Below are 12,466 nucleotides of genomic sequence, written 5' to 3'. Positions count from 1 at the left end.
GCGGGCGCCGTCGAGGCACGACGTCGAGGGCGTGATGATGCGCTGGATGCCCCCGCTCGTCATCGACGGCGAGGTCCACGCCTGCCCGCAGTGCAGCACGTACCGGGACTGGATCGTCTTCAACATGAACGACGACTCAGTGTGGCTGCGCTGCCCGGCAGGTCACCAGGTGCTGGAGCCCCGTCTGGACGCCGCCTGGTTCAACCGCAACTGCGGTCCCGTCGACCACTGGCACCCCACCCTGGAGGACGGCCTGCGCCACCTCGGGCACTGAGCCCCTCGAAACCCCTACCCCCTTCGCATCTGCCGGCACCTGGAGGGCCGACCCGGTCAGACCGTCCGCACCGCGCCACCTAGGGGCTTCCGCATGCGCCTTCCCACCACGACCGTCCTCAGCCTCAGCCTCGCCGTACTCGCGCTGGCGGGCTGCTCCAACAACACCTCCGCCTCCCCCAATCCGACGTCCTCCACCGCAGCGACGGGCACAAAGGAGCACAACAACCTGACGGCCAAGCCACTATCCTCGGCTGGCTTGGCCAACCGGCTCCTTGACGAGAGCGACTTGGGCGAGGGCTACACCCGTAAGCCGGAGACTACGGCTCGGCACGACGACGTCACCGTGATCGGCTGCCCGGCACTGGCCGAGCTCGGCGGCCAGACCGCAGTCGGCAGCAGCCTCGACTTTCCCCGCTCGGCGAAGGTGTCCTTCACCTACGCCGGTTCCAGCGGCTCGGAGGTGTCCGAGGAGCTGTACAGCGACACCCCCGCAAAGCTGTCCACGGGCGTGACGCGGATCTTCAACGCCATGACGTCGTGCCCGACCTACCAGGTGTCAGTGGGCAGCACGCTCATCGACATGCATACCCAGACGACCAGTGCGCCACGGCTCGGTGACGAGCAGTGGAGCCAACTGCTCTCCTACAGCGCCGGCGGACGGCGCAGCGTCGTCAAGCAGACTGCGATCCGCGCCGGCGCGATCCTGGTGGTCGTATCCGGATCGCCCGCCCTCGTCGACGCCCACATCGCCGCAGCCGTACGAACGGCGGTCGCCCACTGACCCGAGGCACACCGTCCTGCCCCGTCCTCCCCTGCTCCGCGGGAAGACGGGGCAGTCTTCATCCGGTACTACCGTGGTCCCCGGACAACTGCACACCATGGGAACCGCGATGCAGCCACGGCCTCGGGCCGGGCGCCATTCGGAACTGTCGTACGAAGAGAGGTCACCGGCGTGGCGGACCGGCCGACGAAGACCCGTGGGTGTTTCGCGTTCGTCACCACACCTCGCCGTGAGGTCGTGCTCCAACTGCGGGACGACAAGGCGCATATAGCCTGGCCAGGGCACTGGTCGTTTCCCGGAGGCGGAGCGGAGGCGGGCGAGACGCCGCTCGAGACGATCCTGCGCGAATTGCTGGAGGAGACCGGCATCGTGCCGGACACAATCGCGGAAGCTGCGGTAACCGCGTACGAGAAGGGCAAGACTGCTCCACACGTCTTCGTGGCGGCATGGGACGGCACCGCGGACGAACTCCTCCTCGGCGAGGGCCAGGACCTTCGCCTGTTCTCGCTAGACGCCCTGCCCGAGCCGATGCCTCCCCATGTCAGACACTACGTCGAACAACTCGCAGGGCGCCTGCCGCCACGAAGCCCGTAAGACTGCTCTCACCACCACCGGCACCGTCCGGGCGCCCGGTGGACATCTGCAGCACGCGGCGCTCCCTGACCGCATGGGAAAAGGGCCCGGTTCCCTCACCTTGCCGAAGATGAGGGAACCGGGCCCTGGTGTTCTGGGCCTTGGCGGTCGGCCAGCACAGGCACTATCGGAGCAGGCCGGTGCCGCGCCGCCGTAAGGATCAGGACAGCCGGGGCATACCCGCCTCCGGCGGCTGCGGCCGTTCGATGACAAGCAGGCGGTCGTGGTGGATTCCCAGCTCCACGATCTCGTCTTGACCAGGGAGATAGACGAGGGCGGCAAGCCGTCAGCCCCGGGCCGGGTGGGTCACGGTCAGGACCTGGTGCTGGTCTGGGCAGCCCGACACCGTATAGACGTCACCGGTGTTGAGGTCTGCGGCGCGGCCGGAAAAGGTCTCCACGTTCCGGCGCTGGTGCCACCAGCGGGCGCGTGACCGCATGCGGGGCAACACCGTGCTGCGCCGGTCGCGCTCGTTCCTCCAGGCACGGCGGCAAGGGGCGCATTCGGTGCTGGCGTCGGGGTTCGGCCCGGACAGCGGCGTGCCGCACCAAGCGGTGCCGGAGGCGGCATGACGGCGGTGCCCGGTGACGAGGTTTCCGCGGCCGTTGGGCGCCCACAGCACGTCCTCGTCGCGCGGGCAGGATCCCTCAAAGAGCACTCTCACCTCGCCCGCGAGGCGGTGGAAGCGTTCCAGGGCCGCCGCGAGCGACGAACAGTTGGCGCATACCCGCCGGGCCGACGTCGGGCGCGCGTCAAGCGGATTGCCGCAGTAGCCCAGCAGATGGCCGGGGATCGGCCGGTGAGCGGTTGCACTCTTCCCGGTGCCGACAGCGGGCCGGAGATCCGGTTCGCCGCCGGGGTGCGGGTGCGTGGTGAGGATGAGCCAGGCACGCGTACAGCTCTGGCACAGCGAGTGTGCCGTGTTCTCCGCGATCAGTGCGAGGTCGGTCGCGTGCGTGGCGCACACGGTCAGCGGCTCGGTGCCGGCCATGACGCCGTGGTGGGCGGTCCCGTTCGTCGGAGAGATGGACAGCCGGATCAAGGGCAGGGGCAAGCAGACCTCCAGGGGATGAGACATCGGGTGGGTGGCGAGCGGTGTCGTCAGTCGCGGCGGACGACGGTGAGCCGCTCCTGCGCGACGTCCGGCAGGGTGCGCCGGGGCACCGGGACCGGGGAGGCGAGCGAGGCGGCGAAGACAGCAACCAAGTCGTGCGGGACGCTGGCGCTGAAGCTGGCGCACCACAGATACGGGGCGCCGAGGACGGGTTCCGCCCATGCCTGCCAGCCCATCAGGTCGGGGCGCGGGTCGGCGTCCTGGATGAGCGGGGGCAGTTCCTCCAGCGACACGCTGGAGGCGAAGCCGGGGTCCGTGGCAGTGGTCGTGGGCCGGTCCACGTCCCTCATCCAGCCCTGGGCGACGAGCGTGGCCAGGACCGTCTCCGGCTCGTCGAACCCGGCCTCAGGTAGCTCGCGGGCATCGAGCGCGAGGAGGAGGTCGGCGAGTGCCTCGTGCGGGACGCCGGTGGTGAAGTAGGCGTTCCACTCGGTCAAGGCGCTCGCGGCGTGCGGGCGGACGGACAGTTGCCAGGCCACGGGCAGACCGCCGAGTTCGAAGGGGTAGCTCGCGAGGATCCACTCGGCGCCGCGTAGTTCGTCGGGGCTCACGTAGAGCAGGGTGTGGCGGGAGGTTGGCCACAGGCGCCAGCCCATGCCGGTCAGCAGGTCGCCGATCCGCTCGGCGAGAGCGCTGTCGTCGCCGGCCAGATGGCGAGGAGTAACCCAGTACACCGGGTCCGGCGAGTGCGGGTAGGAGGGATCGTGGGGGTGGCGCGGGTGCAGGGGCGCCTCCGTGCGGTCGTGGTTGGTTCAACTGCCGCCGTCGCGCGTCGAGGTCGCCGTGCGACGGCGGCGTGAGGGAGCCTCGCTCGGCTCGTGCCAGGTGAGCGCGACGGCGACGTCCGGCGGCAGGTGGCCGATCTGTTCGGCGTCGTTGGCCTCGGCGATGAAGACCATCGGGTTGCCGTTCTCGTCCTGGGAGGCGATTACTCCGCCGATGCGGTGCGCCATGGGGAAGAGCGGGTTGATGGCGAGGCGGGCTGGGGCGTCACGGTCACAGGCGGACAGAAGGCCGATGAGGTCGCCGACGGTCATCTCGGGCAGGTGCGGGTCTTCCACAGCGTTCTCCTCGCGGTAGCGGACAGGGGTGGCCGGCGTCGGGCAAAGCAGGGCAGGCAGTCGTGTACGACGCGGTGGAATGGCTACCGGGCCACGATGCCGTTCACAGCGGCTGGGCGGTGGCCAGGACCTGGGCCACGGCGGCGGCGACGATGTCCGCCGGGGTCTCGGTGTCGAACGAAATCCGGTACCCGCGGGTCTTCGCAGTGCCCGTGACCGCGATTACCCAGCCCTCACCGTCTGTGCCAGGACGGCCCGTCGGGAACCAGCCGAGGTAGAACCTGCCGTCCTTGCTGTTCACATGGACATCGGCGCGGTCGTCCACGACCAGCTTGAAATCGGCGTCCGTGAACTGGTCGATCACCAGCATCGGTTGGCCGGGACCGAGTTTCCAGGAGTGCAGCCGCAGCGCCTCGACAGTGGTGGCGAATCCGGGCTGGGCCACGTCCAAGGCCACAGGCATCACCTCTCTGACCTGGGGGTTTTCCGGGAAGGCGTCTACGTTGACATGCCCCAGAAGCGTTGGCCAGTCATTCCGGGATCTTTCCTGTCTGCCACAGGCGAACTTGTCCTTCGTCATCCAATCGAGGCGTTTGACAGCGAACCCAGTCGCTTCGGTTTTTCTGACAGTGAATCTAGTCGGAGAGGCAATCACGCCGGGGGGACGAATGCCGGTGGTGGGGAGTGCTGCCCCGTACAGCGAGGTGTCATGTCGTGTGGACGGCCAGCGCGGGAGTAAGCGGCGCCACCCATTGTTGGACTGCGCGACGGCTAGGTTCGAAAATGCAGTGCCGGTCCGGCCGTTTCGGTGGTCGTGGGGTGGGCGTCATTTCCCGGAGTGGTACTGGGCAGCGACGACGGGCAGCACGTCGGCTTTGAGTCGTGGTTGGAGTGGGACCGGCTGGTTCTCATGGACTTCCTTCCTGCGACCGGCCGCGCTCATAGCTTCCGCGCAGGACGAACTACACACGTACTTGGACGCCAGCCGGGCCATTCGCACCTCACCAACAAACGACGGCGGCCCAATCCCAGCGGCGCCCTTCCCGCCGGGCAGTTGAGTTCGCGACGTCCGCTCCCCCCGCACAGCCGTGCGCGCGCCGCCGCCTAAGATCGCACATCACGGCGGAGCACAGTAAGCAGGAGGGCGGGGAAAGCCGTGCGATTCGGCGTAATTTATGACGACCGTCGCTGGGCCGAAGGTGGCGCCATGGCGGAGGATCTCTTCGATGCGCTCCTCGTCCACGACACCTGGGACGACGACGGATACCGCACCATGTTCACGTTGCGCGTTCTTACGAGGGAGGGCTGGACCGAGGTCGGCACCGTGAAGATCGGCCACGTGGCGATGGACGGCGATGAGGTAGCTAACGTGCTGCTCCCGGAGCACTTCAGCCGCCTGGACAGCTCGCGGTGGTTCTCCGTGGGCCAGGATGAAAGCTATTACTACGCGCTGAGCGAGATGCCCGGCGCCGTCCGGGAGGAAGTGCTCACCGCGCTCCGGGACATCGCCTACGACGAGGACTCCTTCCGCCTCGCGCGGAACCAGAATGTGACCCGTACTTCGCTACTGCGCTTCGTCAAGATGTCGACCGTGCGCGGACAGCTGCAGCGCATCGCACGCGGTGGAGCGCGCCGGGTAAACTTCGATATCGCATACGAGCCGCCGCTACCACCGGCGATGGCTTCCGTGCGGTTCGAATTTAAGGTCGAACCAGGCTCCCGGCCGGCCAGCAACGTGCACGCCCTGACCGGGCGGAACGGCGTGGGGAAGTCATATGTCCTTTCCCACTTGGCCCGCGCCGTCGCTGCGGTCGAGCCGCAGACACAGGAGCTCGGGCGGATCATCGAGTACGGCCGCGAGGGCCGCTCCTTCAACAACTTGGTAGCCGTCTCGTTCAGCGCCTTTGACGACTTCCCCCTCGTCGAGGGCGACGAGATGTTCATCGCTTCCTACGTGGGCCTGCGTGTTCAGGGTTCACGATCCCCCAGGTTCAAGACCCCTGGCGGGCTCAGGAAGGACTTCGCGCAGGCCATGAAGGCATGTCTGACGCGCGAGCGCAGCCCACAATGGATCAGGGCATTGCGCACCCTCGACTATCCCGGGAGCGGGCTCCTGGAGGAGGGCTGGCTGGAGAACTTCGAGCACACCGCCAGCCTGAACAGCCGCGAGAAAAAGGCCCGGCAGCTTTTCCGCCGCCTCAGCGCCGGCCACCGGCTCGTTCTGCTCACCATGACCCGGCTCATCGAGCACGTGAGTGAGCGGACCCTCGTCATCATCGATGAGCCGGAAACCCACCTCCATCCGCCCTTGCTGGCCGCGTTCATGCGTGCGCTGTCCGATCTGCTCGCCGAGCGCAACGGGCTGGCCATCGTCGCCACGCACTCGCCGGTTGTGCTCCAGGAGATTCCGGCCCACTGCGTCTGGAAGCTCTGGCGCTACGGCGGGCAGCTCGGAGCCGCGCAGCCCCGCATCGAGACGTACGGCGAGAACGTCGGCGTGCTGACCCACGAGGTCTTCGGTCTGGAACTCACCGAGGCCGGCTTTCTGCACGAGCTGCGGCGTCTGGTCGACGTCGGCTACTCCTACGACGCTGTCCTGGAACATTTCAGCGGACGGCTGGGCAGCGAGGCGCAGTTGGTGCTCAGCGCCTTGCTCGGCCAGCGCGACGAAGTGGAGGGGCACGGCTGATGCAGCACATAGACCCTCCGCCCTTCGACGCTCGCGACGTCTACACCACCTGCATCGGCAACGCCCGCCCCGGTAGCCGAAAACGGCTGGAGTCGTTCACCGACGCGGTAGCCGATGCGGCAAGCGCGTACGAGGTAGCCGCTCAGGGCCAGGCCCTTCACACCCTCACCGGCCTCGCCGCCGCGCCTACTGCCCCTCGCGACCGCAAGGCCCTGGAGGGGGTCTACACCGACCGGATGGTCAAGGACCGCACTCCGGGCCGCCGCATCTACGAGGCGCTCAGAGGTACGACCGACGAGGAAGGCCGTCGACGGGACAACCGGTGCCCCCTCTGTGGGGAGGGCCTGGTGACCACGCTCGATCACCACCTACCCAAGAACAAGTACCCGCTGCTCAGCGTGGTCCCGGTTAACCTCATTCCGGCCTGCCGCGACTGCAATACAGGCAAGCTCGCCACAGTCCCCGTCAAGGCGGGTGATCAGACCCTGCACCCCTACTTCGACGACTTCTCCCACCACCCCTGGCTCCGCGCTCACCTAAGGAGGCCACGCGGCAACGAGCAGCCGTCCATGAAGTTCTTCGTATCCCCTCACTCCGATTGGAGCGACACACTCACCGAACGCCTCCAGACCCACCTGAAGGTGTTCGACCTGGATTACCGGTACAGCCTTCTGGTCAGTAGCCATATCGCATCCACCAACTACGACCTCACGATGACGCACACCAACGACATCGCCTTCTGGCTTGAGCGCAAGGCCGAGGGCTGGCGCTACCGGGGTAACCCCAACACGATGGGCTATGCCCTGTTCAAGGCCCTGGCTGCCGACGAGTGGTACGTCAACGGCGGCTGGCGCGGCTCAAGCGCGGAGGCGAACCTCGATTAATTGGGGCGGCCGACGTATGCGGCCCGTCGACAACATTCCTGCCACGGGCCGACGGGGCTCGCGCATCTACGCCAGCCCCGCCGGACACCCCTTCTGCATCCGCCCCCCGCCTGACGTTGGGGCTCTCGGAGTCGCTCCCGCTAGAACTCGGCGTACTCCCGTAGGGCGGTGAGGAACACCGATGCGTTCTCGCGCGCGGGGCCGAAGCTCTTACGGATCTGCGTGGCCTGCTGCATCACGATCGCCCGCTGTTGGTCGGGAAGGTGGTCCAGCGCGGTCCGACGAGGGCTGCGGCGAGGCGCCTGTGGCAGGCGACCCAGCACGGGCATCCCGTGACGGGCCAACTCGACATCAACGGTGGCATCGAAAGCGTCCGGGTCAACCTTGTCGTGGGTGCACCACAGGACAAGGCCGGTCATGGGCACCTCGGCGAAGGGCACCCTCGCCAGGCGGCGGTGCAGCCAGGCCACCGCGGATTCGTTGGGAGTGAGAGGGATGGTGCGGCGCTGCAGTTCCCCGGCCCGCACGGAGGTGCTCCTCGAAATTCTCTCGAAGCCCCCGTCTGTGACGATGACGTGATCGTCGGCCAACGAGGACAGGCCCAGCAGGGGCACGTCCGTCCACTGGTGTTTCAGCATGATGACGTGGTCGAACTCCCCGCGGGCCCGGGCAATGTCAGCCTCGAGATCGCCGTGGACGAAGTCGGCGTACCCCGCGAACATGGCCCCAGATCCGCCGGTCAGTCGCGCTCGCTGCCACAAGGCGGTCTCCCTGCGATGGTTCCGGTTGCTGTCCACACGGAGTACCAGCGTGTGCAGCCCTTGCAGTGCCCAGGCGGCGGCGAGTTGCTCGGCGGCGTCCAGCCGGGCGTCTCCCCAGGGGTCGATGAGCTGAAGGACGTGCCCGCCGCGCGCCTGATCGATGGCGCTCGCTGCGGGCTGTGCTTCGCGCAGGAACGTAGACAGGACATGCGCACGGTCACGGCCAGGCCGTCGGGCGGGGTGGGGGTTGTCGGCATGGATGGTGCAGACGATGAGCCGGCCGGAGGCGAAGGTCTGGACGTACTGCTGCTCGTCGCAGTGGTGTCCGTCAGTGTCGGCGGCCACTCCTGGTCCGGCCACGGACTCGGAGAGAGCGGTGGCGACGACGTCATCGTGCAAATGGCGGTGGTGCGGCACGCAGCGTTGCACCGTCCAGGTCAGGCCGTAGCCGTGCGGCTGGCTGGTGAACGTCACCGTGCTGCCGGCGCTCAGCGATGCCCACAGGTGCAGGCGGCGCAGCAGCGCACTGGCGAATTGCGGTTGCACGGTATACGGGTCCACGGGCTTGGACGTCTTGCTCGCCAACTGCGTGGTGCGCCGCAGGGGGCGCGGCATCGGGTCGTGCGGGGTGTCCTCCGTCCACAGCGGCATGTAGCGACGCTCCTCCACTGCTGCCCGGTGGGCGTCCAGCGCGGCGGCGAGATCACAGCCCGCAGAACCGAGAATCAGCGCGCGGCCGGCACCGGCCCTGCCCAGGGTCAGCTCGACTCCCTGACGGCCAGCGTAGGCCCGCAGGTCGAGCACGCCGCCGTGACCGCCGCCTGTCTTTGTAGGGCAGCAGAGGCAGCAACGAAGTGAACAGCTCCGCCGATTCCAGACGCAGCACCACCTGGTTAGCAGCGGGGACGACTTCACTGACGCCCAGCGGGTGGCGGCCTTGCCCCTGGCCGAGGGCGTGCAGCAGGTGCGACTCCAGTCGCGCTTGGTTGTTGTCCCTGGCTGCAGGCACGGGTTCGGACCAGTCCCGAAGGCCAGCTAGCTGGAGCCGTGCTCCTCTGAGGGTCTCGCCGGTGAGCTGGCGACGGATGTCGACGATGTACTGCTCGATGAGCATCACGCTCTCCCTTGTTCCTGCCCCGACCCGGCAGAAGGCGCGTGAAGTTCACAACAGACGGCTTACGTGGACAGTGAACAAGACGGACAAGGCACGAGGTGGTGGTGTTGTCCGTCGACATCAGGGTCGGTTCGCGACGCCCGGAACTGGCTGCCACCTGCCAGGTGAAGACAGCGAACCGTGTCCACCCCTGCCCGTGCAACTTTCAGGGCGCCTGATCGCGGACTGTCCCTCGAAAGGGTGCCTGGCGAGCGGCTTAAGCTGACGGCCCTCCGGTGCGCAGGGGGCGGAAGAATGCGCGCAGTCGCCGTACTCCTGGCCGGCCACGCCGGCTCCGGGGAGACCACCGGACGAAGGAGACTCTGCGAGAGCCGCGCGGCAGTCCAGGGGATGCTCAATCACAGCGACTCCAAGCAGTTCGGGTGCCGTCCGATCAAGCCCAGCACCTCGTCCGTAGTCCGTACGTCGCCGAATGACCGGTAGATCGTGTGCAGCGCAGCGTTGTGGTCCTGATCGCGCCGGGCCGCATTGGCGTCGGCGATCATCAGCACGCGCAGGCCCGTGGTGGCCGCGTCCCGGGCCGAGGATTCGCAGCAGACGTTCGTGAGTGTGCCCGTGATGAGGACGGTGTTGATACCGCGCTCCGCCAGCAGTCCCAGTAGCGGCGAGCGCCCAGGGAAGAAGGCGCTGTAGGCGGTCTTCTCCACCACGAGATCGCCTTGCCGGGCATCGAGGGCGTGCCACAGGCGCGAGCGCAGTGGACCTTCGCCTCCTGTCGCCGCGAACGTCTGGCTGACTGTCGGTCCGTAGAACTCGCTGCTCACGCTTCCGAGCGGTGCCTCGTTCGCCGGCAGCACCCAGGCGACCGGGCCGCCAGCTGTGCGCAGTGCCTCAGCGATGCGGTTGATGTTGGGCACGACGCCGCGGACGTAGGGATTCGCCTCGACGAAGAAGGACACCATGTCGATCACGATCAGCGCAGTGCGCACCGGGTCGAGGCTCTCGTACGCGTGCCGCCTGCCGCGCCTCTCCTCCTGCCGTGCGTACTCCCGGGGTTCGATCCGCCAGGCGTGGATCTTGGAGTCGGTCTGCATACATCCCTCGGTCGGCTGGCTCGTGACTGGGACGAGCTTGCCCTACGTGACCGATGAGCACGCCGACTCCGCCTCTCGGTTACGTGTCATGCTCGGAGAGCCCAAGTGAAGCGGACAGTGCCCGAGCAGCGGCGCTCCCTCAACTGGCTTCTGGCCCGTGCTGCTACGTCCACCAGATAGCCCGTCTGTCGGGCGCGAAAACCCCCGGAATCGCGAGAACTCCGGGGGTTATGGCGGCTGCTGGCAGGTTGTGTCAGCCCAGGGAAGGGCCGTCGCTGTCGTCATCGGCGCGGCGGCGGCGTGCCGCGAAGACGGCGCCTCCGCCGACGGTGAGGAGGATACCGGCGCCGCCGAGGAGCCATGGGGCGGCGTCAGCACCGGTATGGGCGAGCGTGCCCTTCGGGGCGGGGGCCGCAGTGCTCGTCGTAGTCTTGGCGGCGACCGCGGTGCCGGACGGCGACGTGGACGACGAGGGCGTGCTGTCGCCCTGGTCCGGGTTCGGCTTGTCCGACGTGGACTCGTCGGTGGTCGGCCTGTCGGACGGCTTCTCGGAGGAGCTGGGCGCCGGTGTTGTGCTGGTGGTCTTGGTGTTGGTGACGGTCACGGTGACCGGGCTGCCGGGCTTGGCGGTGAAGCTCTTCGAGGGCTTGTAGAGCTCGTATCCGGCCGGTGCCTTGGTCTGCTTGACCCAGAAGGTGGTGCCGGTACGGCTGTTGACGGGCAGCTTCGCGGAGGCGGTGCCGCCTGCGCCGGTGGTGAGCGTGAGAAGGGTGGTGTCGCCGGTGCCGATGTTGACGGTGGATCCGGGCAGCAGCGTGCCGCTCTTGCTATCCCTGGCCTTCACGGTGACCGTGGCGGGCTTGAAGGGGTCGATGATCGTCAGCGGAGTGTCCGCGCCGGGGGTGACAATGACGTCCTGGTCGTCGACGACGTCATGCAGTGGGCTACCGCTGGAGACCTCCTTGAGTCGGTAGACCCCCGGCGGGAGGTCCTCAAAGGCCAGTTGGCCGTCGGCGTTGGTCTCGCCGCTGGCGGCCTGCTGGCCTTCGGAGTCGACCAGGGTGAACGAAGCGCCGGGGAGGACGTCGCCTCCGGGATCCTTCTTCAGGATGGTGACCCCGCCTGTCTCAGCCGCGCTCAGCGGGACAGCGGAGGTGGACGGAGTCGGCTCGGAGGTCTGTGCTACGGCAGCCGGGGCCAGAGACACGGTGCTGGCCACGGCGGCGATGGTGACGGCTGTGGCGGGCAGGCGGCGGGCAGAGCGGGTGTGCAAGAAGGGGAGTCTCCTGAGTGGGACGCGGGCGGGGCTGCCCGTCGGTTGAAGGGTGAGGCCGGTCAGCGGGTACGGCGCGGGGGCTGGACCGCTAAGGCAGCCGGTACTTGACGTGTTCGTGCCGGGCGGCGTGACGGCGCGGTGGTCGCGTAGCGGCGGGCCGCTGCTCGTACGAGCTTTTCCTGGTCTTCGATGGGCAGTGTCTCGATGCAGCCCAGGCCCTGGGCGATGGTGGGGCCGAAGAGCGGGCCAGCGGGCAGGCCGGCGGCGTGGACGATCTGGGCGGCTGCCTCGGCTTCGACGAGGATGCCGTACTGGTCGGGGATGTTGAGCAGGTCGGCGGCGTGGTAGCGGAAGCCGTCGATGGCCTCGGTCAGGGTGAAGTCGTCGTGCATGACGTCCTCGACCAGGTCGAGCAGGGTCAGCGTGGCGGAATGCAGCCGGGCGGAGAAGTCCGGGTCCGTGAGCCAGGGGCCCTGCGGTCCCGGCGGGGTGTGGGACTCGGGTTCGGCGGTGCGGATGGCCTCGGGTTGCGGTCGGCGCCGGAGGGCCAGCCAGCGGGGCGGGGGCATGGGGCTCCGTGTTCGGGGAGCGGGTCAGCGTGTTCGGGTTGCTGTGGGGCTGGCCTGGGCTGTGGGGATGTTGCGCGCCGTACTGGCCGCCGGACGGGATCGCGCGGTGGTCGTCCAGGCTCCGGGGAACCAGACCTGCGTGTACTGCTCGATCGCGGCCCGCAGTCCGCCGACGTCCGCGCCGCTCCACGGCGGCTGGCGGTTGTGGTGGCGC

The 12,466-nt window shown here is 68.2% G+C and carries 13 protein-coding genes and 1 pseudogene; 5 read left to right on the top strand and 9 right to left on the bottom strand.

Features of this window, described 5'->3' with window-relative positions; translation table 11 throughout:
- The 3 genes from ACLZN2_RS49795 to ACLZN2_RS49785 form a co-directional block, all read left to right on the top strand.
- Positions 1 to 274: hypothetical protein (locus ACLZN2_RS49795; protein WP_416986772.1), on the top strand; the 274-nt coding region annotated here is incomplete at its 5' end.
- Between the two features lie 93 nt (positions 275 to 367).
- Positions 368 to 1,057 (top strand): hypothetical protein, encoded by a 690-nt coding sequence (locus ACLZN2_RS49790; RefSeq protein ID WP_416986770.1) that lies wholly within the window; start codon positions 368 to 370, stop codon positions 1,055 to 1,057.
- A gap of 171 nt (positions 1,058 to 1,228) precedes the next feature.
- Positions 1,229 to 1,651 carry an NUDIX domain-containing protein gene (locus ACLZN2_RS49785; RefSeq protein ID WP_416986768.1) on the top strand — a complete coding sequence of 141 codons (423 nt, stop codon included), beginning with the start codon at positions 1,229 to 1,231 and terminating at the stop codon, positions 1,649 to 1,651.
- Positions 1,652 to 1,976: 325 nt separating this feature from the next.
- Here ACLZN2_RS49785 and ACLZN2_RS49780 read toward each other — a convergent pair whose 3' ends face one another.
- The 4 genes from ACLZN2_RS49780 to ACLZN2_RS49765 form a co-directional block, all read right to left on the bottom strand.
- Positions 1,977 to 2,744: a hypothetical protein gene (locus ACLZN2_RS49780; protein ID WP_416986766.1), complete on the bottom strand. Its 768-nt coding sequence runs from the start codon at positions 2,742 to 2,744 to the stop codon at positions 1,977 to 1,979.
- 47 nt (positions 2,745 to 2,791) lie between these two features.
- Positions 2,792 to 3,478, bottom strand: a complete 687-nt coding sequence (locus ACLZN2_RS49775; RefSeq protein WP_416986765.1) for a DUF317 domain-containing protein — start codon at positions 3,476 to 3,478, stop codon at positions 2,792 to 2,794.
- A 78-nt stretch (positions 3,479 to 3,556) separates the two neighbouring features.
- Entirely contained in the window at positions 3,557 to 3,841 is a 285-nt protein-coding gene (locus ACLZN2_RS49770; protein ID WP_416986774.1) for a hypothetical protein, read from the bottom strand.
- Between the two features lie 127 nt (positions 3,842 to 3,968).
- Entirely contained in the window at positions 3,969 to 4,328 is a 360-nt protein-coding gene (locus ACLZN2_RS49765; RefSeq protein WP_416986773.1) for a DUF317 domain-containing protein, read from the bottom strand.
- Positions 4,329 to 5,072: 744 nt separating this feature from the next.
- Between ACLZN2_RS49765 and ACLZN2_RS49760 the strand changes: the two genes are divergently transcribed.
- Positions 5,073 to 6,554 carry an AAA family ATPase gene (locus ACLZN2_RS49760; protein ID WP_416986763.1) on the top strand — a complete coding sequence of 494 codons (1,482 nt, stop codon included), beginning with the start codon at positions 5,073 to 5,075 and terminating at the stop codon, positions 6,552 to 6,554.
- Entirely contained in the window at positions 6,554 to 7,438 is an 885-nt protein-coding gene (locus ACLZN2_RS49755) for an HNH endonuclease (RefSeq protein WP_416986761.1), read from the top strand. Before ACLZN2_RS49760 ends, ACLZN2_RS49755 begins: the two co-directional genes overlap by 1 nt.
- Before the next feature lie 140 nt (positions 7,439 to 7,578).
- On the opposite strand, the gene ACLZN2_RS49750 is transcribed toward ACLZN2_RS49755, so the two are convergent.
- From ACLZN2_RS49750 to ACLZN2_RS49730, 5 genes and pseudogenes are all read right to left on the bottom strand, one after another.
- Complete coding sequence (locus tag ACLZN2_RS49750) at positions 7,579 to 9,003, bottom strand: hypothetical protein (RefSeq protein ID WP_416986760.1); 1,425 nt, start codon at positions 9,001 to 9,003, stop codon at positions 7,579 to 7,581.
- 708 nt (positions 9,004 to 9,711) lie between these two features.
- Positions 9,712 to 10,407, bottom strand: coding sequence for an isochorismatase family protein (locus tag ACLZN2_RS49745; RefSeq protein WP_416986759.1), 696 nt, complete (start codon positions 10,405 to 10,407; stop codon positions 9,712 to 9,714).
- A 253-nt stretch (positions 10,408 to 10,660) separates the two neighbouring features.
- The gene (locus ACLZN2_RS49740; RefSeq protein ID WP_416986757.1) at positions 10,661 to 11,680 is read right to left on the bottom strand and encodes an MSCRAMM family protein; all 1,020 of its coding nucleotides are present in this window, start codon (positions 11,678 to 11,680) and stop codon (positions 10,661 to 10,663) included.
- 62 nt (positions 11,681 to 11,742) lie between these two features.
- Positions 11,743 to 12,252: a hypothetical protein gene (locus ACLZN2_RS49735; protein WP_416986755.1), complete on the bottom strand. Its 510-nt coding sequence runs from the start codon at positions 12,250 to 12,252 to the stop codon at positions 11,743 to 11,745.
- A 24-nt stretch (positions 12,253 to 12,276) separates the two neighbouring features.
- A pseudogene (locus ACLZN2_RS49730) lies at positions 12,277 to 12,466 on the bottom strand (hypothetical protein); the annotation flags it as partial.

Origin of the sequence: Streptomyces sp. T028, from assembly GCF_048159505.1 — a bacterium.
In the GTDB taxonomy this organism is placed as follows: Bacteria; Actinomycetota; Actinomycetes; order Streptomycetales; family Streptomycetaceae; genus Streptomyces.
The sequence above is the reverse complement of the archived record's forward strand: the minus strand, read 5'-3'. Positions and strand labels throughout refer to the sequence as shown.